The sequence below is a fragment of the Mesorhizobium sp. WSM4983 genome, assembly GCF_029625765.1.
Lineage (GTDB): Bacteria > Pseudomonadota > Alphaproteobacteria > Rhizobiales > Rhizobiaceae > Mesorhizobium.
Window position 1 is genome coordinate 297136 of sequence record NZ_JARTVM010000001.1, and the last position, 23138, is coordinate 320273.

General features: G+C 64.3%; 17 protein-coding genes. 7 read left to right on the plus strand and 10 right to left on the minus strand.

Annotation, left to right across the window (positions count from 1 at the left end; all coding sequences use genetic code 11):
• Position 1 precedes the first annotated feature (1 nt).
• The gene (folP, locus tag P9254_RS01615; RefSeq protein ID WP_127324935.1) at positions 2-853 is read right to left on the minus strand and encodes a dihydropteroate synthase; all 852 of its coding nucleotides are present in this window, start codon (positions 851-853) and stop codon (positions 2-4) included.
• An 84-nt stretch (positions 854-937) separates the two neighbouring features.
• Here folP and P9254_RS01620 point away from each other — a divergent pair, with 84 nt between their 5' ends.
• Positions 938-1558, plus strand: coding sequence for a DUF922 domain-containing Zn-dependent protease (locus P9254_RS01620; RefSeq protein ID WP_067319718.1), 621 nt, complete (start codon positions 938-940; stop codon positions 1556-1558).
• A gap of 219 nt (positions 1559-1777) precedes the next feature.
• Positions 1778-3265, plus strand: a complete 1488-nt coding sequence (locus P9254_RS01625) for an MDR family MFS transporter (protein WP_278054073.1) — start codon at positions 1778-1780, stop codon at positions 3263-3265.
• A gap of 5 nt (positions 3266-3270) precedes the next feature.
• On the opposite strand, the gene P9254_RS01630 is transcribed toward P9254_RS01625, so the two are convergent.
• The 3 genes from P9254_RS01630 to P9254_RS01640 all read right to left on the minus strand — a co-directional run bounded on the left by P9254_RS01630 (position 3271) and on the right by P9254_RS01640 (position 5192).
• Positions 3271-4302 (minus strand): NAD(P)/FAD-dependent oxidoreductase, encoded by a 1032-nt coding sequence (locus tag P9254_RS01630; protein WP_067319714.1) that lies wholly within the window; start codon positions 4300-4302, stop codon positions 3271-3273.
• A 93-nt stretch (positions 4303-4395) separates the two neighbouring features.
• Positions 4396-4716: a 2Fe-2S iron-sulfur cluster-binding protein gene (locus tag P9254_RS01635; RefSeq protein ID WP_278054069.1), complete on the minus strand. Its 321-nt coding sequence runs from the start codon at positions 4714-4716 to the stop codon at positions 4396-4398.
• Positions 4717-4823: 107 nt separating this feature from the next.
• The gene (locus P9254_RS01640; protein ID WP_066992375.1) at positions 4824-5192 is read right to left on the minus strand and encodes an Hpt domain-containing protein; all 369 of its coding nucleotides are present in this window, start codon (positions 5190-5192) and stop codon (positions 4824-4826) included.
• A 290-nt stretch (positions 5193-5482) separates the two neighbouring features.
• On the opposite strand from P9254_RS01640, the gene P9254_RS01645 reads away from it, so the two are divergent.
• The gene (locus P9254_RS01645) at positions 5483-11686 is read left to right on the plus strand and encodes a kinesin (RefSeq protein ID WP_278054067.1); all 6204 of its coding nucleotides are present in this window, start codon (positions 5483-5485) and stop codon (positions 11684-11686) included.
• A 106-nt stretch (positions 11687-11792) separates the two neighbouring features.
• Complete coding sequence (locus tag P9254_RS01650; protein WP_067328411.1) at positions 11793-12407, plus strand: 3'-5' exonuclease; 615 nt, start codon at positions 11793-11795, stop codon at positions 12405-12407.
• Between the two features lie 33 nt (positions 12408-12440).
• Here P9254_RS01650 and P9254_RS01655 read toward each other — a convergent pair whose 3' ends face one another.
• From P9254_RS01655 to P9254_RS01670, 4 genes are all read right to left on the minus strand, one after another.
• On the minus strand, positions 12441-13040 hold the full coding sequence (locus tag P9254_RS01655) for an ABC-type transport auxiliary lipoprotein family protein (RefSeq protein ID WP_278054065.1): 600 nt from the start codon (positions 13038-13040) through the stop codon (positions 12441-12443).
• 79 nt (positions 13041-13119) lie between these two features.
• Positions 13120-14493: an MlaD family protein gene (locus tag P9254_RS01660; RefSeq protein ID WP_278054064.1), complete on the minus strand. Its 1374-nt coding sequence runs from the start codon at positions 14491-14493 to the stop codon at positions 13120-13122.
• 14 nt (positions 14494-14507) lie between these two features.
• Complete coding sequence (locus P9254_RS01665; protein ID WP_127217087.1) at positions 14508-15326, minus strand: ABC transporter ATP-binding protein; 819 nt, start codon at positions 15324-15326, stop codon at positions 14508-14510.
• A 1-nt stretch (position 15327) separates the two neighbouring features.
• Positions 15328-16515 carry an ABC transporter permease gene (locus P9254_RS01670; protein WP_067328401.1) on the minus strand — a complete coding sequence of 396 codons (1188 nt, stop codon included), beginning with the start codon at positions 16513-16515 and terminating at the stop codon, positions 15328-15330.
• A 76-nt stretch (positions 16516-16591) separates the two neighbouring features.
• On the opposite strand from P9254_RS01670, the gene dgcA reads away from it, so the two are divergent.
• Positions 16592-17575, plus strand: a complete 984-nt coding sequence (dgcA, locus tag P9254_RS01675) for an N-acetyl-D-Glu racemase DgcA (RefSeq protein WP_278054060.1) — start codon at positions 16592-16594, stop codon at positions 17573-17575.
• Here the strand turns inward: dgcA and P9254_RS01680 are convergent.
• Positions 17546-18760, minus strand: coding sequence for an MFS transporter (locus P9254_RS01680; protein ID WP_095825302.1), 1215 nt, complete (start codon positions 18758-18760; stop codon positions 17546-17548). The genes dgcA and P9254_RS01680 overlap by 30 nt on opposite strands.
• Before the next feature lie 142 nt (positions 18761-18902).
• Entirely contained in the window at positions 18903-19730 is an 828-nt protein-coding gene (locus P9254_RS01685; protein ID WP_127217192.1) for a UDP-2,3-diacylglucosamine diphosphatase, read from the minus strand.
• Between the two features lie 117 nt (positions 19731-19847).
• Between P9254_RS01685 and P9254_RS01690 the strand changes: the two genes are divergently transcribed.
• Positions 19848-20627 carry an SDR family oxidoreductase gene (locus tag P9254_RS01690; RefSeq protein WP_278054057.1) on the plus strand — a complete coding sequence of 260 codons (780 nt, stop codon included), beginning with the start codon at positions 19848-19850 and terminating at the stop codon, positions 20625-20627.
• A gap of 161 nt (positions 20628-20788) precedes the next feature.
• On the plus strand, positions 20789-23110 hold the full coding sequence (locus P9254_RS01695; RefSeq protein ID WP_278054055.1) for an NADP-dependent malic enzyme: 2322 nt from the start codon (positions 20789-20791) through the stop codon (positions 23108-23110).
• The last annotated feature ends 28 nt before the right edge of the window (positions 23111-23138 follow it).

The window sequence follows — 23138 nt, forward strand, 5'->3', positions numbered from 1 at the left end:
GTCAGCGTCCGGGAGAAAGTTTTTCTCGCGCCAGCATAGCATCGGCCATCGCCAGCGCATCCACGTTGATTGCGACATCGTGGACGCGAAAAAGATCGGCTCCCTTGAGCCGCAGAATGATGCTCGTGGCCGCCGTGCCGACAGCGCGCTCAGCGGGCTCGCGCCCGGTGACGCCGCCGATAAAACGCTTTCGCGACGTTCCCGCCATCAGCGGAAAGCCGAGCGCCTGAAGCTCGGAGAACCGCGCCATCAGATCGAGATTTTCCTCCGTCGTTTCCTTGGCAAAGCCGAAACCGGCGTCGAGCACGATCTGGTCCTCGGCAACATTGCTGGCGCGCGCGATCTCCAGCGATTTGCTGAGGAACAGAAGCTGGTCCTCGATCACGTCCGGCAGCTTCTGGCGTTCACGGCCGGTATGCATAATGATGAGGCCGGCGCCGGTCTCGGCCGCGACTCTCGCGATGCCGGGCTCGCGCTGCAGTCCCCAGACATCGTTGACGATATGCGCCCCCGCAGCGACGGCCCGCCGCGCGGTGTCCTCGCGATAGGTGTCGACCGAAATCAGCGCCTCGCCCGATGCCGCGAGCGCCTCGATGACCGGCAGCACCCGCGTCTGCTCTTCTTCGGCGCTGATCGGGGCAAAACCGGGCCGCGTCGATTCCCCGCCGATGTCGATGATGGCCGCGCCCTCTTCCGCCATGCGGCGCGCCTGGGCTATCGCCTTCTCCGGCGCGATGAACAATCCCCCGTCGGAAAAACTATCCGGCGTGACATTGAGGATGCCGACCACGACCGACTTGGGGCCGAGGTCGAGATGGCGTCCATGCGCGAGCTGCCACCGCCTTGTCGTCATTGTCCATCAACCATGCGTGATCCGCGCGAAATCAATTTCGTTGCGCCGGCAACGGCCGTAAAGCAAGGTGCGTGAAGAGGCAACATGATGAACCGTTCCCTGCTCTGCGCCCTGATGCTCACGCTGGCCGCCACGCCGGCCGCCGCGGCGAATCTGGTGAAGACCTACAGCTATTTCAGCGTCGGCGGCCGCACGCTGGACGACATCGAAAAACAGTTGACGAAAAACGGACCGGAAGTGAAGAGCACCGGCTCCCGGCATCCGGGCGCAACGCAGATGGCCTTCACCACCCGCGTCAGCTATGCGCAGACCGCGAATTCCTGCCGGATCGCGAACGCGCAGGTGACCGTGAAGGTCAAGGTGATCCTCCCGGAATGGCGGCGCCCGCGCAAGGCGGATCCGCAGGTCAGGCTGTTCTGGGATACGCTGTCGGCCGACATCAAGCGCCACGAAGAGCGCCATGTCGAGATCGCCAAGAATCACGCGCGCGAACTCGAGGACGCGCTGAAGGCGACTTATCCGCAAAGGACCTGCGAAGCAGCGAAGGCCCAGGCCGCCCAGATCTCGGCCGCCATCCTCGCCAAGCACGATCGCGCCCAGGTGCAGTTCGACCGCGTCGAAAGCGTCAATTTCGAGAGCCGAATCATCCGGCTCCTGCGCTACCGGATGCAGCGCACCCAAAGCGGGCGGTTGCCGCCGGCTTGACCATTGACCGGTGGTGCCGGCGAAAGCCAACACCGCCGAAACAATGGTGCCAGATTCCAGAAAACTTTCGAGCATCGGTCGAAAACGGCCTATATCGACCGACATATATCGGGTTTGCCGTCCGGCGGACTTTGGAAACCGAGATACGAATGACGGGCGCAGGACGCCCCGCACCGGCTGCTTCTTGCCGACGGCGCACCGACCTTGAAAGAGTGACGCATGGACCAGACCGTCGACAATCGCACGACGATGAGGACAACGGCCTCGCCGTCGATAAGCGAGAGCGAGAAAAACGCCATCATCGGCGGCGTGCTCTTGTCGATGCTTCTGGCGGCGCTTGACCAGACCATTGTGTCGCCTGCCTTGCCGACCATCGCGCGCGCGCTCGGCCATGCCGAATACCTGCCCTGGATCGTGACCGCCTATCTGCTGACGGCCACCGCGATGGCGCCGCTCTACGGCAAGATTTCCGACGTCTACGGTCGCCGGCCGGTCATCTACGCCGCCATCCTGATCTTTCTTTTGGGATCGCTGGTCAGCGCCCTGGCCCCCAACATGCTGGTGCTGGTCATCGGCCGGGCGATCCAGGGGGCCGGCGGCGGCGGCCTTTTTGCGCTGACGCAAACCGTCATCGGCGATCTGGTGCCGCCACGCGAGCGGGCCCGCTACGCCGCCTGGATCTCCGGCACCTGGGCGGTCGCCAGCATCGCCGGCCCGCTGCTTGGCGGTGTCTTCGCAGAGCATCTCCACTGGTCGTTGATCTTCTGGATCAACCTGCCGATCGGCTTCCTGGCGATGGCCATCATCAACAATCCGCTGAAGAAGTTGCCGATCGCGGCCAAACATCACCGCATCGACGGGCTGGGCGCAGTGCTCTTGGTGATCGCCACGGCGCTGCTGCTTCTGGCGCTCAACTGGGGTGGCAGCACCTATCCGTGGTTCTCGCCGGAAATCCTTGGGCTGGTGGCCTGCTCGGCCGTGTTCTGGGCATTGTTCGCGCTGCGGCTGCTGAGGGCCAGTGAGCCTTTGATCTCGCTCGAGGTGCTGAGCAACCGGATCGTGCTCGCCGGCACGTTGTCGATGTTCCTGCTGCAGGCGGCAAATATCGGGGCGTCGGTTTACCTGCCGGTCTATCTGCAATCGGTCGTCGGGCTCTCGGTCAGTGAATCCGGCATCGCCATGCTGGGTCTCCTGCTCGGCACCGTTGCCGGTGCCACTTTCAGCGGCCGCATGATCCCGCGCTTCGTCCACTACAAGCGCATTGCCATGGTCGGCGTCAGTTTGGCGATCGCATGCATCGGGGTGCTGAGTGCCATTGCGACACACGCGTCGCTGCTCGAAGTCGAAATCCTGACGACCCTCATTGGCCTCGGCAGTGGCACGACCTTCCCGGTCAGCACCGTCTCGGTACAGAATGCGGTCGATCGCGCCCATCTCGGTGTCGCGACTGGCGTCCTGACCTTCCTGCGCACACTGGGCGGCGCGCTTGGCGTCGCCCTGCTCGGCGCCGTCGCGCTCGGCTACGGCCTGCCGCTCGCCGCCGAGGGCTCGCAGACGCATATCGAGCTGACATCGGCAATGCCGTTCGTGATGATCTTCCTCACCGCCGGCATCACTCTTGTTCTTGCATTGATCGCGCTGGCGCTGATGCCGGAAAAGCCGCTGCGCGGCAAGGACGAGCACGCAGCGCCCGTGCTCGCCGAATGATCACGTCAATCGTGGACGCCGAGCTTCTTTTGCAGGCTGGTCGACGAGGTCGTGTACTGGAAGACGATGCGCTCGCCCGGGCTGACGATGCGTTTTGCGGCCTGCGCCATCAGGGCGACCTCATGGAAACCTGAGAGGATCAGCTTCAGCTTGCCCGGATACCAGTTGATGTCGCCGATGGCGAAGATGCCGGGAACCGACGTCTGGAATTTCTCGGTGTCGACCGGGATGAGGTTCTCATGCAGGTTCAGCCCCCATTCGGCGATCGGCCCGAGTTTCATGGTGAGGCCGAAGAACGGCAGCATGCGCGTACATGGCACCTCGATGTCGCCATCCGGGCCACCCTTGATGGTGGCGGACGAGAGCTGGCCGTCGGCGCCTGCGAGCCCGCTCACCTGACCGACCAGGAATTCCAGCTCTTTCATCTCCTGCATGGCGTACATCTTGTTGACGCTGTCGGGCGCAGCCCGGAATTCCGGACGCCGGTGGACAAGTGTCACGCTTTTGGCGATCGGCTGCAGGTTGAGCGTCCAGTCGAGCGCCGAATCGCCGCCTCCGACGATGACGAGATCGTGGCCGCGGAAATCTTCCATGCGCCGGACCGAATAGAACACGCTCTTGCCTTCGTAGCTCTCGATGCCCGGGATGGGCGGTCGCTTGGGCTGGAATGAGCCGCCGCCGGCGGCGATCACCACCACCTTGGCTTCGAACACCTCAGCCTCGTCCGTGGTGACGCGGAAGCTGCCGTCCTCGAGCTTTTCGAGGCTTGAGACCATCCGGTTGAAAGTGAAGTCCGGCTTGAAGGGATGGATCTGTTCGAGCAGCTTGTCGACCAGACCCTGCGCAGTGATCATCGGCCAGCCGGGAATGTCGTAGATCGGCTTTTCCGGATAGAGTTCGGCGCATTGCCCGCCGGGACGGTCGAGGATGTCGATGAGATGGCACTTCATGTCGAAGAGCCCGAGTTCGAACACGGCGAATAGGCCGACCGGCCCTGCCCCGACAATGAGTACGTCCGTCTTGATCGTGTCCGTCATCAGCTCCGCCCCATTTTGGGAATGCTGGCGACAGTGCATGAGCATTGGCCCGCTGCCAAGCAGCTACGGCAAAATTGGAAATGGAGACTTGGTTCAGCCCTGCCGTTCGGGAACGCGCACGACCAGCCCGTCGAGCGCGTCGCGCACCTTGATCTGGCAGGACAGGCGCGAGTTGGGCCGGACGTCGTAGGCGAAGTCCAGCATGTCCTCCTCCATCGCATCCGGCTCGCCGACCTCACCCGTCCAGGCCTCGTCGACATAGACATGACAGGTCGCGCAGGCGCAGGCGCCGCCGCATTCGGCCTCGATGCCGGGCACCGCGTTGCGGATCGCGTTTTCCATGACGGTCGAGCCGTTCTCGGCCTCCACGTCGAATTGAGTACCGTCATTGGCGATGTAAGTCAGCTTGGCCATTTGTCACCTGAGGAGTCGCAGCCGAGATAATCACTCCGCCGGACAAGTCAACTGCGGCGCGAAAGCGCCACCGCATGACGTTTTTTCTGGATGTGCTCCCTGGAGGACTACCGGCTGATGGCGGCGATGAAGTCCCGCACTTCATCGATCAGCACGCCCAGCTTCCTCAGGATGCGACCATCCTCAGGCTGCTTTTCAATGGCTGCAGCGCATTCGGCGACGGCAAAGGCGCCGATGCCGCGGGCCGAGCCTTTCAGGCCGTGTGCAAGGAGCACCCGTTCCTTGGCATCGGCATCGACGATCTTGTCGCGCACCGAAAGCGCCTGCTGCACGAACAGCGCCAGCACCTCCTGTTCGAGCGCGCGATCATCCATCGTCTGCCGCGCAAGGTGGGCCATATCCACAGGTCGCGAACCTGCCGTCCCCGACACGTCCCCGCCGGGCATGGAAAACGCAATACCAATCTCGCCACGCATACGCACTGCTACTCCAAGAAAGGGCGGCCGGCGGCCCGAAAATAGGCGGATTCCCGTCGCCAACGGGTTAACGATTGCCGGGGAAAAATGTTGTCACGGAGGCAGCCAAATCACGCTCTCGTTAACCTTATATTTAAAGTTTTACGTATCGCCGGGAATGCATGTTTTCTTTACCCGTGTGTGTCATTACGATACGAACGTCCATTTTCAGCCTCCTGTCTGGGACCAGACAAGCCAGAATCAGGCCAAAATCATAAGTCCCGCGGCAGCTAGTACAGGGTAGCGAAGGCATGGCTAAGAAACCGACGACGACCAAATCTCTCGAGAGCGACGTGGCCGCGGAACTGGAAAAGGCGCTTGACCTTGACCTGAACGGCGACGAAGGCGGGCTCGACATGGCGGCGTCGATGGAAGATCTCGAGGCCCAGATTTCGGCGGCCGCGGATGAACTGGCGCGCGAAGGCCGCAGCCATAGAATCGAGCCGGCAAATGAGCCTCAGGCCGCGAAGGCGGCGCCCCAGCCGAAGCCGGCGGAACTGCGCCCGCTCGAATCGCGCGCCTCGCAACCGAACGGTTTTACGCCGGCTCCTGCCGGTTTCACGCCGGCCAATGACGATCGCCAAAAGGATTACCGGACGCTTCTGCATGGCCTCAACCGGCGCGCTTCGAGCACCGTTTACTGGGTGATCGCGTTCATTTCACTCGCCTGGATCGCGGGCGCCGGCGGCCTCGCCAACCTGCTGTTCGGGCCGAGCATCTGGCAGATCCGCACTCTCGACCAGTTCTTCGCCCGCCCCGAGCTGATCGGCCTGGCGGTCGCGGCGATCATCCCAGTCATCCTGTTCTGGGCCTTCGCCGCCATGATCCGGCGCGCGCAGGAAATGCGCATCGCCGCGCAATCCATGACCGAAGTGGCCTTCCGCCTCGCCGAGCCGGAAAACCTTGCCCAAGACCGCGTCATGATGATCGGTCAGGCCGTTCGCCGCGAGGTCGCCGCCATGGGTGAAGGCATCGAACGCACTTTGGCCCGCGCCGTCGAGCTCGAAACCCTCGTCCACAGCGAAGTCAACCAGATCGAGCGCTCCTATTCCGAGAACGAAGCGCGTATCCGCTCGCTGGTCGACGGGCTCGGCAGCGAGCGCGAAGCTGTCGTTAGCCATGCCGAGCGCGTGCGCGCTTCGATCCACGGCGCGCACGAGACGCTGCGCGACGAGATCGGTGCCGCCAGCGATATCATCCGCGATTCGATCCTCAATGCCTCGACCAAGCTGTCGATGACGATCAACAATTCGGGCGACACGCTGATCGATCGCATCAACGAGAGCTCGCTGTCGATCTTCGATTCGGTGGAAACCCGGCTCGACACGATCACTGACCGCCTGTCGACCTCGGGCGAGGCCTTCGCCAGCCTGCTCGACACCCGCATCGCCAAGCTGACCGACACCACGGACGGCCTTACCCGTTCGCTGACCGATCTTCTTGACGATCGCACCAACGGCATGGTTTCGCTGCTCGGCGGCGCCGCCCGCACGCTGAACTCCGAGTTCGAAGCAAGCCTCAGCGGCATCGAGCGGACGCTGGCCGAGCGCGGCCAGGCGCTGATCAGCGAGTTCCAGACCCGCGCCGAAGCACTCGACACCGGCACCCAGAAGCTCAATGCCGCGCTCGAAGCGCGTGCCCGCCAGATCAACGAAACTCTGGTCGAACGTGCGCGCGAGATCGCCAACACCTTCGCCGAGAGCAAGGACCAGCTGTCGTCGATGATCGATCAGGGCAAGACCCAGATCGGTGCCGACATGGCCGACATCATCTCGTCGACCTCTTCCATGCTCGAAGCCCGCGCCACGGATTTCGCCGGACGCATGGAGGCGGCCCGCCATGTCGTGTCGCGCGCCTTCGACTCCGACATCCAGCGCCTCGCCGATGCTCGCGCCGGCATCGACGAAGCCATCGAAGACCACAGCCGGAAGCTCTCCGACAGCAGCAACCGTATGGCCGCCGCCATGCAGGAGGACCTCGCGAAATTCGCCGAGAGTCGCGCCGGCATCGATGAGGCCGTGGCCAGTCAGGTCCAAAAACTGGCCGAGGGCCGCAGCCTTATCTCTCGCGCGCTGGAAGAGGACCTGCGTAAGGTCAACGAGTCCCACGCGGCCATCGACGCCTCGCTCGGCGCCCATCTCGAGCAGCTCCAAGAGAGTCGCAACCGCCTCTCCCAGGCGCTGAACGAAGACTCCGGCAAACTCGTGCAAGCCCGCACCATAATTGACGAAATGGTCGCTGGACATGTCGGCAAGCTGGCCGAGGGCCGCAACATTCTGGCGCGCGCGCTGGAGGCCGATCTCGGCAAACTGGCGGACAGCCGCGCCTCGATCGACGGCCTGGTCGCCGGCCAGGTCGAGAAGATCGCCGAGGGCCGCGCCGTGCTCGCCAAGGCGCTGGAGACCGACATCGCCGGGATAAGGGACCTGATCGAGACCCATTCGGCCAAGCTCGCGGAGGACAGGGGTGAACTCAGCCGCGCGCTGGAGGGAGACCTGAGCGGAATCCGAAGCCTGATCGACAGCCACGCCGGCAGGCTTGTCGAGGACCGCAGCCTGCTGTCCCAGACGCTCGAATCCGATCTCGCCAAGTTGGCCGAGAGCCGCGCCTCGATCGACGGCCTGGTCGCCGGCCAGGTCGAGAAGCTCGCCGAAGGCCGCGATATCTTGAAGCGCGCCCTGGAAGCCGACATCAACACCATCAGGGGTGCCATTGCGGGACACTCCGAGAAGGTGCAGGAGGAACGCGCTCAGCTGTCGCAGGCCCTGGAGGCCGACCTGCAGACCGTCGGCGGCGCAATCTCCGATCACCAGAACAGGCTCGTCCAGGACCGCGCCGTGCTGTCGAAGTCGCTCGAGGACGATCTGGCCAAGCTGGCCGAGAGCCGTTCCAGCATCGATGGCTTGGTGGCCGGCCAGGTCGAGAAGCTTGCCGAGGGCCGCGATATCCTCAAACGCGCGCTGGAAGCGGACCTCAACACCATCCAGAGCGCCATCGTCGATCATTCGCAGAAGATCGCCGACCATCGCGCCGAGCTGTCGCGCGTTCTGGATGCCGACATGGCCAATGCCAGCGGCCTCATGCAGACCCACGCCGACAGGCTGGTCCAGGACCGCTCGACCCTGTCCAAGGCCTTGGAGGACGATCTCGCCAAGCTGGCCGAAAGCCGGTCCTCGATCGATGGTCTGGTCGCTGGCCAGGTGGAGAAGCTGGCCGAAGGCCGCGATATCCTCAAGCGTGCGCTCGAAGCGGACCTCGCCAAGCTCGCCGAAAGCCGCGCCTCGATCGACGGCCTCGTTGCCGCCCAGGTGGACAAGCTCGCGGAAGGCCGCGATGTCCTCACGCGCGCCCTCGAGGCCGACCTGGCCAAGCTCGCCGAGAGCCGCGCCGGCATCGACGGGCTGGTCTCCGGCCAGGTGGAAAAGCTCGCCGAAGGTCGCGACATCCTCAAGCGAGCGCTTGAATCCGATCTGCAGAAGCTGGCGGAAAGCCGCTCGGAGATCGACGGCGTCATCGCCGGTCACATCGGCAAGCTGTCCGAAGGCCGCGACATGCTGGCCCGCGCGCTGGAAGATGACCTCGTCAAGCTCGCCGAAGCGCGCAAGGACGTCGACCGTTCGGTGTCCGGCCATATCGACCAGATCGCGGCCAAGAGCAGCGACATCTCGGCGGCGATCGCTGCCGATGTCGAGAAGATCGAGCAGGCCTTCAGCCGCCAGACCGGCGTCATCGAAGAACGCGCCGGCACCATGGAGCGTGCGCTTTCGGCCGGCGTCGACAATGTCCGCGGCGTCCTCGAAAAGACCGCAGTCTTCGTTGCCGGCGCGCTGCGCGACAAGGTGATGGAAATCACCAGCACGCTGCACGAGCAGGCGGGCGCTGCCTTCAGCGACGCCGATCGCAAGATCGCCGAACGCGCCGAACAGACTTCGGCTGCGCTGCTCGCCAGGGCCGAAGAGATTGCCAACGCCTTCGAGCAGGCCGACCGCCGCCTGCACGAGCGCGCGCAGGACACCTCGAGTATGCTGATGGCCCGCGCCGATGACGCGTCCAACGCGCTCATGGCCCGTGCCGAGGAAACCGCCGACAAGCTCGCCGCCCGCGCCGGCGAGATCGCCGGCACCTTCGACGCCGCCGACCAGAAACTGGTCGCCCGCGCGGTCGAAACGGCGCAGTCGCTCGCAGCCCGCGCCGGCGACATCCTGCGCAACTTCGAGGGCGCGGACGAGCGCCTCAGCATGCGCATCACCGAATCGGCCGAAGCGCTGGCCGCCCGCGCTTCGGATCTCGGCCGCATCTTCGACGCCGCCGACCAGCATCTGATCTCGCGCATTGCCGAAGGTTCGGAGGCGCTGTCGTCGCGGGCGTCTGAAATTGCCCGCATCTTCGACGACGCCGACAACCGTTTGGTGTCGCGCATCGCCAGCAGCACCTCGACCATCGGCGAACATGCCGACACCATTGTCGGCGCATTCGCCGCCACCGAGCAGCGCGTCGCCGACCGTGCCCGCCAGACCGGCCAGGAACTCGCCGTCCACGCCCGCGAGATCGAGCAGGCACTTGCCGGTGCCGACGAACGCCTGGCCTCGAGCGCCGCTACGGCGGCGGCCCGTGTCGAGGAGCAGGTGGCGAGCGTCGAGAACCGGCTCGCCTACGGCGCCGAAACGATGGGTCAGAAGCTCAACGAGCAGGTCTCCAGCGCCGAGGCGCAGCTCATCTCGCGCGCCAACGTCATTGCCGAAACCTTCACCGCGGTCGGCCAGCATATCGGCCAGAGCACCAACGAGGCGGCAAAGACCATCGGCGCCAACACCCGCGAGCTCAACACCATGCTTGCGGCGCGCTCCGCCGAAATGTCGAAGATTCTCGACGAGACGGCGCGTCCCCTGGTCGAGCGCTTCGCCCAGGGCGGCTCCGAGCTGCAAAAGAGCATGGAAGAGGTCACCGAACGGGCGACCGAGAAGCTGCGCAGCGAAAACGCGGCCCTCGTCAATGCGCTCGCCAACCGTACCGCGGAGACGCTCTCGGCGGTCGAGAGCGCTCGCTCGACGCTGGCCGACAGCGTTGCCGACCTTATCGGCCGCATGACCACCTCCAGCGCGCAGCTCAGTCAGCTGATCGACCAGGCGGCCGTCAATCTCGGCCAGGTCGAGGAGCGCCTGAGCGGCAGCACGCAGAGCTTCGCGGCGACCACCGAGAAGGCGGCCCAGACCTTTGCCAGCTCGGCGCGCCTCGTTGATTCCAACACGACGCGGCTCACCGATCTGTCGTCGGCGACGTTGCGCGAGGTCGCCTCGATCGCGACCAAGTTCGACGAGCACAGCCGCCTGCTGTCGAGCGCCTCGGACCTGCTGAGCTCCGCGCAGAGCAATCTCGAGCACACGCTGGAGCGGCAGTCGTCGCTGGAAGACCTCGCCGTCGGTCTGGTCAAGAAGTCGGAAGACCTCGAGAAAGTCATGCGCTCCTTCGAGACTCTTGTGGGCCAGACGATGCAGAATGCCGAGGGCCGGACGATGGAATCGGCGGAGAAGATTCGCACCGCCATCGCCGAGGTCGTCGATTCGGCGACGCGCCGCTTCGCCGACGCGACCGAGGAGATGCGGCGCACCGCAGGTTCCATCAAGAGCGAGCTGGACCTCACCCGCGCCGAGCTCAAGAAGGGCGTCATCGAGATGCCGGAGGAGGCCAAGGAATCGACCTCGGCCATCCGCCGCGCCGTCGCCGAGCAGATTAACGCGCTCAAGGAACTGTCGGATATCGTTGCGAAATCCGGCCGCAGCGGCAGCAGCGAGACCGGTGAGCCGCGCGCCCTGCGCCCCGCGCCGCAGTCGCCCGCCCGCCCCGCCGAGCAGCCGCTGCGCCGCCCGCCGGCGCCGCAGCAGCCTCAGCCGGAGCGCCCGGCGCCGCAGGCACCGCTCGGCGAGACGACGCTGCGCGGCACCCTCGATCTCGAGCGCCCGGCGGAAGCGCCGCGCCGCGATCCGAACGGCCGCACGCAGCAGGGCGGCTGGGTGCGCGATCTCCTGACCAACGCCTCGCGCGAGGAAGAGCTGAAGCCGGCGACGCCCGCGGAAGCACCGCGCGCGACCCCTGCCCAGCGTTCGCCGCTGCATGTCATGGAATCGCTCAATTCGCTGTCCGTCGACATCGCCCGCGCCATCGACCATGACGCCTCGATCGAGCTGTGGAACCGCTACCGCCGCGGCGAGCGCGACGTGTTCACGCGCCGGCTCTACACGCTGAAGGGCCAGCAGACCTTCGACGAGATCCGCCGCAAGTATCAGGCCGAGGCCGAGTTCCGCGCCGCCGTCGACCGCTACTGCGACGATTTCGAGAAGCTGCTCAAGGATGTGTCGCGCAACGACCGCGACAACATCATGGCGCAAACCTATCTCACGTCGGACACCGGCAAGGTCTACACGATGCTGGCCCACGCCAGCGGCCGCCTGCACTGAGCGGGGCACATATCAGACACTGAAGCGGGGCCATTGCTCCGCTTCTTCATTTTAGAATCCACTTCCAGTTTGACGCAGGTCCCATCTTCGAATTGGCGGGAAGGCCTTGAAGACAGCGATAATCTTCGACTGCGAATTTCTTTGCCTCCAAGGCTCGCAACGCAGATTTTGGTGCGCGGCTCATGATCCCGATCCGGTCATAGCCCAGGTCGGCGCAGTAAAGCTCGGACTTGAGGGGGAGTTTCCCCTATTAGGCACGCACCGCGCCTATGTGCAACCGATTGACCGATTCGGCCGGGGATACGCGCTTGATCCGTTTTTCACCCAGCTCACCGGCATCACTGAAGAAACCCTGGAGACCGAGGGAGTCGGATTGGCAGAAGCTCTTGCCGACATCGACCGGTTCTCCGACGGTGCGCGCTTTTGGTCCTGGGGCAAGGACGAGCTGAACATGGTCGCGATCAGTTGTTATGTCGCCGGCATTCCCGTTTCCATACCAGCCAACCGGTTCGACAATGCAGTCAAGCTGCTGCTAGCGGCAGGGATGCCGATCGAAGATTTGGCGAGGACACCCAGCAACAAGCTGGCGGACTATTATGGCGTCGACCACGCTCCGTTGCGGGCACACGACGCGCTCGACGATGCGCTATCGCTGACCTACACCCTGCAACATCTGTTGAAATCCGAAAAATTGCAGGCAGACGTCTTCGAGTGTTTGTAGCTTGCGCGGCACCGCACAGGCACGCGCATTCGTTCAGATCACCGAATCCGTCCAGCGGACGATGTCCCTCGCCGCTTGGCCGAACGCGTTGTCCAGGGCACCGACATAAGCGGCATTTCCGCCGCCCGAGACCGGTGCGCTGGCCGTGAAGTCCTTCGAGGCGCGCACCTCGCCATTGCGATCGTTGAGGATGCGCACGAACAGCTCGACATCGGCATGTTCGCCGCCATTGACCCGGACTTCGAAGGACCGCACCTCGACGATGATCTGGTAGTCGATCGCTAAACCCTCGCCCGGCTTGCCGACACCGGCAAAGCTGCCGGAGCGCTGAAAAGTCTCGGCGAGCCTTGCCTGCACGATCAGCGGCAGGCGGTCCGCCCATTGCGCGCCCTTGAGGAACTGGATCGACTGGTCGGACGGCCTGATCACGATGTTCTGGCTGTCCAGCGCCTTCAGCGCCGAGGGTTGGGCGATCAGGATCTGGCGGCGGCTGTGGCCCCGCATGTCGAGCGAAGGCGCGGAAAGCTCGAACGTGTCGAGCGGCGCCGGCCTGCCCCCCAGTACCGCGCAGCCTGCAAGCGTGAACACGAGCGTCGCGGCAGCAACGGACTTCAACCCTCTCACTGACTTCACGCGCGATCCCCACTGTCCCCGGATCTGACGATCAACTTACAGCTGCAATCCATGTTCTTGGCGTTCGCAGCAGCGGAAGTCAACGCCGTGCCCTGCCGTCAAACTGACGGACCTCCCCCTCGCCGCCCGTCAGTATGCGCTGCGGGTTTCGGCTGAGATCTGTCACCGCTTCCTCGATTCGGCTGATCGAGCGCCGGCTGGCCTGGACCAGCGCCTCGACATCCTGCAGCCCCTGGCCGGAGAAGCGCGACAGATTGTCGACGATGGTGCCCAGCCGAGAGTTCAGCGTATCGGCAACCTGCTTGAAGGATTTCAGCGTCGCCCGAGCATCGGCCATCACGCTATCGGCTTCACCGGACCCGAGAAGCTTGTCGACCTTCTCGAGAATTCCGTCGACGCGCACGGACGCGTCGTTGAGGCGCTGCGCAAGCTGGCGGGCATTCTTGATCGTATCGTTGATGTCGTCGGAGCGGTTGGCGATCTTGTCGGTGACCTTGGCGATGTCGGCGGCCGCCTTGTTGGCGCTGTCGCTTGCCTTCTGGATGTTGGCGAGCGCCGTACGGACATCCGCCGGATCTATCCCATCGAGAACGCCGTTGACCTTGGCGAGCGTCCCTTGCGTCTGCTTGGCGAAGTCGTTGACCGACCCCACCGCGGCATCGACGTTCTTCAGCACGCCGTCCAACTGCCCGCTGGTTTCCTTGAGGTTCGCGGTGACCGTGTCGACATTGGCGACGATGCTCTTGATCCGGTCCTTGTCGACCGAATTGAGCAGGCCCTCGGCCGCCTTCAGCGTGCTGTCGAGTCGGCCCGACACATTTTGCAATTGCTCCGAAAGCGAGCTCACGGCGGACAGGAATTTATCGATGCCGTCCGAATTCTTGGCCAGCGCGTTGGAGAAGGTCTCGACGTTCTTGACTGTCTGCGTCAGCGGTCCGCGAACATCCTTGGTGAAGCCTTCCAGCTCGGAAAGCACCTTGTCGGCACGGGTGAAGATGTTCTGCGCCGTCTGCAGCAGGTTCGTCACGGCCGACGGATTGGCGACGATCTCCGGAACCCTGCCTTCTTTCTCGGCCTGGTCGAGCAGCTTCACTTCCTTGGGATCGGCGCCTTTCAGCTCGATATTGGCCTGGCCGGTGAGGCCGGCGAGCCCGATATCGGCCTGCGTCGACTTGGTGATCGGCGTCATGCGGTCGATCTCGGTATCGGCGATGGCGACCGTCGGGTTGTCGACATCGATATAGACCCGTTTGACGTCGCCCACCTTGACGCCGTTGAACAGCACGAAGCTGCCGCGGCCAAGGCCCGAAGCCGAGCCCGGGATGCGCACGCGCAACAGCGTCGTCTCGCCACGCTCGCCGATCGCGGCCGTCCAGTAGACGAAGGCGAAGGCCGCGAGGATCGCGGCCAGCGTGAAAATGCCGACAATGACGTAGTTGGCTCTGGTTTCCATTACCTCACTTATGGCTATGCGCGAGCCGCAAGATCAAGTTGCCGGGCGCGTTTTCCGCGGAAATAGGATTTTACCCACGGCTCCTCGCTTTTCAGCATGTCGTCGATCGTGCCTTCGACCAGCACCCTCTTCTTACCGAGCACCGCCACGTGGTCGCAGGCGGTGAACAGCGTGTCGAGGTCGTGCGTGACCATGTAGACCGTCAAATCCATCGTATCGCGCAACTTGACGACCAATTCGTCGAATTCGGCCGCGCTGATCGGATCGAGGCCCGAGGTCGGCTCGTCGAGGAAGACGATGTCCGGATCGAGCGCCAGCGCGCGAGCCAACGCCGCGCGCTTGATCATGCCGCCCGACAGCTCGGAAGGGAATTTCTGCGCTGCGTCCGGCGGCAGCCCGACCAGCTCGACCTTGAGCATGGCGAGCTCGTCCATCAGCTTCTTCGGCAGGTCGAGATACTCGCGCATCGGCACCTGCACGTTTTCCAGCACCGTCAGCGCCGAAAACAGCGCGCCGTGCTGGAACAGGACGCCGAGCCGCATGTCGATGCGCAGGCGCTCGATCTCGCTTGCCTTGTCGACGTCGACGCCGAACAGCCTGATGGTTCCCGATTGCTTCGGCATAAGCCCGAGGATGGTGCGCAGCAACACCGACTTGCCGGCGCCCGAGGCGCCGACGAAGCCCAGGATCTCGCCGCGCTCGATATCGAGCGAAAGCTTGTCGAGGATCAGCTTGTCTTCGATGGCAACGGTGACGTCACGGACCGAAAGCACGATCTCGCTCTGGTCCGCGTTCTGCGCCGTCTTGACCCCGTTGCCGCTTGCAACCGCCATCTCAAAACCCGATCGATGCGTAAAACATGGCGAAAAGCCCGTCGAGGATGATGACGACGAAGATCGACTTCACCACCGACGCGGTCACGTGCTGGCCGAGCGATTCGGCGCTGCCGCCGACCTTCATGCCCTCGACCGAAGCGATGGTGCCGATGATCATGGCCATGAACGGCGCCTTGATCAGCCCGGCAAAAATGGTGCTGAGGTCGATGGCGACCCGCAGCCGATCGATGAATGCCGCCGGTGGAATGTCGGAATAGAGCCAGGCGGCGATGATGCCGCCGCCGAGCGCGGCGAAATTCGCGATGATCGTCAAGCACGGCAGCGCAATCACCAAGGCGACGAGCCGCGGAAACACCAGCACGCCGATCGGGTTCAACCCGATCACCTTCAGCGCGTCGACCTCCTCGCGCATCTTCATCGAGCCGATCTCGGCGGTGATGGCGCTGCCCGAGCGGCCGGCCAGCATGATCGCGGTCATCAGCACGCCAAGTTCGCGCAGGATCAGCACGCCGACGAGGTCGACGACGAAAATGTCGGCACCGAAATAGCTGAGCTGATAAGCGCCTTGCTGGGCGACGATGGCGCCGACGATGGCCGACATCAGCACCACCACGGGAATGGCGCCGACGCCCATGCGGTCGATCTGGTTGAAGATTGCTGCCGGATTGACGGCATGGCCGCGGCCGAGCTTCATCTGCGCGCCGCGGATGGTGGCGCCGAGGATGTTCATCGAGGCCAGAAAATCGTCGCGCATCTCGTAGACGCGGCGGCCGACCAGCTCCAGCGCGCGCAGGATGATGTTGGGCGGTCCGGCCGGCCCCGATTCGGGTTCGCGTCGCACCGCGTCGCCGACCGCGCCGAGCAGGATTGAGGCGATCTCGCTCTGCCCCTGCACATGGACTTCGACGCCTTTCTTCTCGAAAGCGCTCGCCAGCCGATCGATCAGCCAGGCGCCGGCCGTGTCCATCTTCTCGATCTGGGAAAGGTCGAGCATCAGCTTCTTGGCGCTGTTGCGGTTTTCGATCTTGCGCATCTCCGCATCGACCGATGCCACGGTCCGCGTCGTCCAGACACCCGAGAAAGCGCAGCCGATTACGTCGCCTTCCTCGCCGACGATAATGCGCGGCTGGTGATTGGCATCACCGGCGGGCGTGCGGCTTGCGTCGCGTTTGCGGATGGTCAACATGGCGTCCTGTTTAGCGTGACGGGACTGGCGTGTCGATTTGCCGGGAGACCGGGTCGCACAGCCGGAGAAGAAAAATATGGCGCGTGTCATTTCGGTCGAGGCGGAGCGATTCCCCATCGCGGGCACCTTCACCATATCGCGCGGATCGAAAACCGAGGCCGAAGTCATCACCGTGACGATCGCCGACAGCGGACATGTCGGGCGCGGCGAATGCGTGCCCTACAGGCGCTACGGCGAGACGATGGAAGGCGTGAGCGCCGCAATCGAGGCGATGCGCGGCCAGATCATCGACGGCATCGGCCGCACCGCCTTGCTCGCGGCCATGCCGGCCGGAGCGGCCCGCAATGCCATCGACTGCGCCTTGTGGGATCTCGAAGCCAAGCTGGGCGCCAGGCCGGTGGCGGACGCGATCGGGGTCGTTTCGCCTAAGGCGCTCGAAACCGCCTACACGCTGTCGCTCGCCGAACCTGAGGCGATGGCGGCGCAGGCCCGCGCCGCTGCCTCGCGGCCGCTGCTCAAGGTCAAGATCGGCGGCGACAACGACGCGGCAAGGATTCGCGCCGTGACGCAAGCCGCCCCGCAAAGCCGCATCATACTCGATGCCAACGAGGGCTGGACCGATAACAACATCGTCGAGAATCTCGCATTCGCAGCCGAGCACGGCATAGTGCTGATCGAGCAGCCGCTGCCGGCCGGCCGTGATGGCATCTTGCGCGAAATCGCGCATCCCGTGCCGATCTGCGCCGACGAAAGCGTGCACGAGGCGAAGAACCTCGAAGCGCTGGTCGGCCTTTATGACGTCGTCAACATCAAGCTCGACAAAACTGGTGGAATCACCGAAGCGCTGATCCTTCGCGACCGTGCCCGCGAGTTGGGTTTCGGCATCATGGTCGGCTGCATGGTCGGCACGTCGCTCGCCATGGCGCCGGCAGTGCTCTTGGCTCAAGGCGCCGATTTCGTCGACCTCGACGGGCCGCTGCTCTTGGCGCACGACCGCGAACCGGGTCTCGTCTACCAGGGCTCGCTGGTCTCACCGCCTCAGCCGGCGCTGTGGGGCTGACCGCGCGGCAAGCCCGATCAGCGCGAGGCCGATGATCGCGATCGGGATCATCGCCAGGAACCCGTCGACGCCAAGATGATCGTAGAGCGGGCCGGAGACCAGCGTGACCGCGGCCATGAAGAAGCCGTTGAAGAAATAGGCGATGCCTTGCGCGGCGCCCGTGCGCTCTTCGGAAACCGTTTCGCCGATCATCTTCTGCAGGCCGATCAGCACCATCGCCACCGAAACCGCATGCAGCGTCTGGACGCCGAAGAAGCCGACGACGCCGAGGCCCAGCGGCCAGACCAGCGGAAAGGCGACCCATCGCAGGATCGAGCCGATGCCGGCGATCACCATCACCCTGACGACGGAAACGGAGGCGAAAATGCGGTTGAAGAACAAGAACATGCAGACCTCGGCAACCACGCCCCAGGCCCACAGCAGGCCCACGACGGAATCGCTGATGCCGATCGACTTCCAGTAGATCGACACGAAGCCGTAAAGAAAGGCGTGGCTGGCGGTGATGATGCCGACACCCAGCGTGAAATAGAGGAAATAGGCGTTGAAGAGGCTTGGCGCCGAATGCTGAATGTCGGTCGCCGATAATGGCGACGCCTTGCGAGGCTTGCCCATCCGCGGCGCCCACAAACCCGCGACAAGCGCTGCGGCAAGGGCCACAAAGATGATCGCCGGAACAGTTTGCGGGCCGGTGGCCGCCAGGATGAAGCCGCCGACTATATTGGCGCAGAAATAGGAGATCGAACCCCATTTGCGCATGGCCGTGTAGTTGGAGCCGAAGCGGCGGACGCCCGACAGAGCCAGCGAATCGGCCATCGGCGAATGCGGCGTCCAAGGGATCGAAAGCAACAGCGAGATGGCCAGCACGCCCGCATAGGTGGCCGGCAGGAAATAGCCGGCCGAAATGATCATCGTCGCCGCGACCAGCGCGATATAGACATTGGCGCGGTCCTTCGCCCGGTCGGCAAACGCGGTGAGCATCGGCGTCGTCACGACGCGCAGGAACATCGGCGCGGCCAGGATGACTGCGATCTGTTCGGCGTGGAAGCCTTTCGCCTCCAGCCAGAGCGGAAAATAGGGCAGATGCGTCCCCTGCGACACGAACAATGTCGCGAAGATCAGGCTCATGCGCAGTTCGAAATGGGCTGGCTTGACGAGTTGCTCAGGCGAAAGCGGCGGCAGCGGCATGAATCGATCCAATTACGCTGCATTCCACGACCCGCAACGCGTTTCGATCCCTATCACGCGGCAAGGCGCGGCGGAACCGCCTGGACCAGTCGATCTGGCCAAAGCTGTTGAAAGACAAGGAACCTCGGAGCCGGAAAGGCGCTCAGGCAGCCTTGACCGCCCTGCCCTTGAGATCGATGAGATCGAGCACCGGCGCGTCCTTGCCGGCCGCAACTTCGGGCAGCACATGCGCCCAGGTTAGGATCTCCATGCGGCCGTCGAAATGCTCGACCACCGCGGTGCAGCTTTCCACCCAGTCCCCGGTGTTGATGTATTGCACGTCGCCATAGCTTTCGATCGCGGCGTGATGGATGTGGCCGCAGATCACGCCGTCGACATGCGAGCGCCGCGCTTCCTCGGAGAGCACCGTCTGGAACGATCCGATGAAGTTCACCGCCTTCTTCACCTTGACCTTCGCCCAGGAAGAGAACGACCAGTAAGGCAGGCCGAGCAGGTGGCGCAGTCTCGTCACGAGGCGATTGACCAGCATTGCCGTGTCATAGGCGTAGTCGCCGAGGTAAGCGAGCCAGCGCCGATTGTGCACCACAGTGTCGAACTGGTCGCCATGGATGACGAGAAGCCGCCTGCCGTCGGCGGTCTCATGAATGGCGCGGTCGGCAACGACGATGCCGCCGAAATGCACGCCCTGGAACTGGCGGGCGAATTCGTCGTGGTTGCCGGCGATGTAGGTGATCGAGGCGCCCTTGCGCGCCTTGCGCAGCAACTTCTGCACCACGTCGTTATGGCTCTGCGGCCAATGCCAGCTGCGCCGCAGGCGCCAGCCGTCGACGATGTCGCCGACCAGGTAGATGGTATCGGCGTCATGGTGGCGCAGGAAATCGATCAGGAAATCGGCCTTGGCCGCTTTCGAGCCGAGATGCACGTCGGAAATGAACATGGTGCGAAAAGTGCGGGGCTCTGGACCGGACATCGCGATTTCCACCTTTCTTTGGCGTGCTATGCCTCGATTCATGCAACAACCGTATGACGGTTGCGGTTGGTCCAGCCCAGGCGCTAGCTTGCCGCCCTCGAAAAAGGAGAAATCACCATGGATCTCGGCATTCGCGGCAAGAAGGCCATCGTCTGCGCCTCGAGCAAGGGACTGGGGCGCGGCTGCGCGATTGCGCTGGCCGAAGCCGGCGTCGACCTTGTCGTCAACGGCCGCAACGCCGAGCTGTTGGCGAAGACGGCGCAGGAAATCCGCGAAAAATTCGGCGTCGAGGTGATCGAGATCGCGGGCGACGTCTCGAAGCCGGAAGTGCAGAAGGCATTGCTTGCCGCCTGCCCCGCCCCCGACATCCTGGTCAACAACAATGGCGGCCCGCCGCTTCGCGATTTCCGCGAACTCGACCGCGCGAAAATCCTCGAAGGCGTGACGCAGAACATGGTGACGCCGATCGAGCTGATTCAGGCGGTCATCGACGGTATGGCCAAGCGCGGCTTCGGCCGCATCGTCAACATCACATCGCTGTCGGTCTATGTGCCGATCCCGGGCCTCGACCTGTCGTCGGGCGCCCGCGCCGGCCTGACCTCGTTCCTTGCCGGCGTGGCCCGCACGGTGATCGACCGAAACGTCACCATCAACAGCCTGTTGCCCGGCAAGCTCGACACCGACCGGTTGCGTGGCTCGCACGAAGCCGGCACGCCGGAAGACCCCGCAGCGGCCGCCGCGCGCAAGGCCCGCATCAGCGCCGACGTACCGGCAAAGCGCCTCGGCACGCCGGAAGAGTTCGGCCAGATCTGCGCCTTCCTGTGCTCGGTTCATGCCGGCTATCTCACTGGACAGAACATCCCGGTCGACGGCGGCCTCTACGTCAGTGCGTTCTGACGAGCTTCGTCGATCCGCCGCAAGTTTCCGAGCCAACAGGCTGAAATGGATTGACTATCTTCGCCTCGGCATCGTGAATGCCAGGGCCGACATTTGGCGTCGCGAAGAATCGCCGCTGCATGCTAAAAGGCTCGAAAGCAAGAAGCGCAGGAGGGCCGCGAATGGACGGCGAGAGCAAGAAAACGGCCCGATCGGACCTCGATGAGGCCGCGCTCTTCTTCCACAAGCACCCCACCCCGGGAAAGCTCGAGATCCAGGCGACCAAGCCGCTGGGCAACCAGCGCGACCTCGCGCTTGCCTATTCGCCGGGCGTTGCCGCTCCTTGTCTCGAGATCCGGGACGATCCCGCGGCCGCCGCCGACTACACGGCGCGCGCCAACCTCGTCGGCGTTGTCTCCAACGGCTCGGCGGTGCTTGGGCTGGGCAATATCGGCCCGCTCGCCTCCAAGCCGGTGATGGAAGGCAAGGCGGTGCTGTTCAAGAAATTCGCCGGCATCGACGTCTTCGACATCGAGATCGATGCTCCCGAGATCGAGCGCATGGTCGAGACGGTGGCCGCGCTCGAGCCGACCTTCGGCGGCATCAATCTCGAGGACATCAAGGCGCCTGAATGCTTCGAGGTCGAGGAGCGGCTGAAGGCCCGCATGGGCATTCCGGTTTTCCATGACGACCAGCATGGCACGGCAATCATCGTCGCCGCCGCGGTGCTCAACGGGCTGGAATTCGCCGGCAAATCGATCTCCGACATCAAGATCGTCACGTCCGGCGCGGGCGCTGCGGCGCTCGCCTGCCTCAACCTTTTGGTCTCGCTCGGGGCCAAGGTCGAAAACATCTGGGTCACCGATCGTTTCGGCGTCGCCTACAAAGACCGAGTCGAGGAGATGGACCGCTGGAAAGACCCTTATGTGAAGGACACCCAGGCGCGCACGCTGACCGATGTCATCCCCGGCGCCGACGTCTTTCTCGGCCTCTCCGCCGCCGGCGTGCTGAAGCCAGAACTCCTGCAGCACATGGCGCCGAAGCCGCTGATCCTGGCGCTCGCCAATCCGACGCCGGAGATCATGCCTGAGGTGGCGCGCGCGGCACGGCCCGACGCCATGATCTGCACCGGGCGCTCCGATTTTCCCAATCAAGTCAATAACGTGCTCTGCTTTCCTTACATCTTCCGCGGCGCGCTGGATTGCGGGGCGAGCGCCATCAACGAGGAGATGAAGATGGCCGCGGTCAGAGCGATCGCGGCGCTGGCCCGCGAGGAGCCATCGGACGTCGCCGCCCGCGCCTATTCCGGCGAGACGCCGGTCTTCGGCCCGGACTTCCTGATCCCCTCGCCCTTCGATCCGCGTCTCATCCTGCGCATCGCGCCGGCGGTGGCGAAAGCCGCCTGCGACACCGGTGTGGCGACGCGGCCGATCTCCGATTTCGCGGCCTATGTCGACAAGCTCAACCGCTTCGTCTTCCGCTCTGGCCTGGTGATGAAACCGGTGTTCTCCTCGGCCAAGGCCGCCAGCGCCAAGCGCGTCATCTACGCCGACGGCGAGGACGAGCGCGTGCTGCGGGCGGCACAGGTGGTCCTGGAGGAAGGCATCGCCGAGCCGATCCTGATCGGCCGTCCGCATGTCGTGGAAGTCAGGCTGAAGCGCTACGGCCTGCGCATCCGGCCGGGCGTCGATTTCGGGTTGATCAACCCGGAGGACGATCCGCGCTACCGGCACTATGTCGATCTCCTGATCGAGCTCGCCGGGCGCCGGGGTATAACGACGGAAGCCGCCCGCACCATGGTGCGCACCAACAACACGGTGATCGCCGCGCTTGCGTTGAAGCGCGGCGATGCGGATGCGATGATTTGCGGGCTTGAAGGCCGCTTCGAGCGACATCTGCGCAATGTCACGCTGATCATCGGGCCGCGTCCCGGCATCAAGGACCGCGATCTCTCGACGCTGTCGATGCTGATCTCGCAGCGCGGCATCATCTTCCTCACCGACACCCATGTCTCCGTCGATCCGACGGCGGAGGAGATCGCCGAGATGACGGTGCTGGCGGCGGAAGAAATCCAGCGCTTCGGCATCGAGCCGAAGGCAGCATTGCTGTCGCATTCGGATTTCGGCTCGCGCGATTCGCCCGGCGCGCTCAAGATGCGCGAGGCCGCTGCCATCCTCGCTCGCATCGCGCCGGAGCTGCAGTGCGATGGCGAGATGCATGCCGACTCGGCTCTTTCCGAGCATCTGCGCCAGCGCGTCTACCCGCATTCGCGGCTGAAAGGGGAAGCCAATCTGCTGGTGTTCCCGAACCTCGATTCGGCCAACATCACGCTGACGGCGCTGCGTGCCATGATGGACGCGCTGCATGTCGGGCCGATCCTGCTCGGCACCGACAAGCCCGCGCACATCCTGACGCCTTCGGTGACCTCGCGCGGCGTGGTCAACATGACGGCACTGGCGGTCGTCGAGGCGGCGCACAAGGCGCAGGCGCTCGCCCCGATCTGAGTTGAGGGTGAGCTCTGGGTTGATGCGA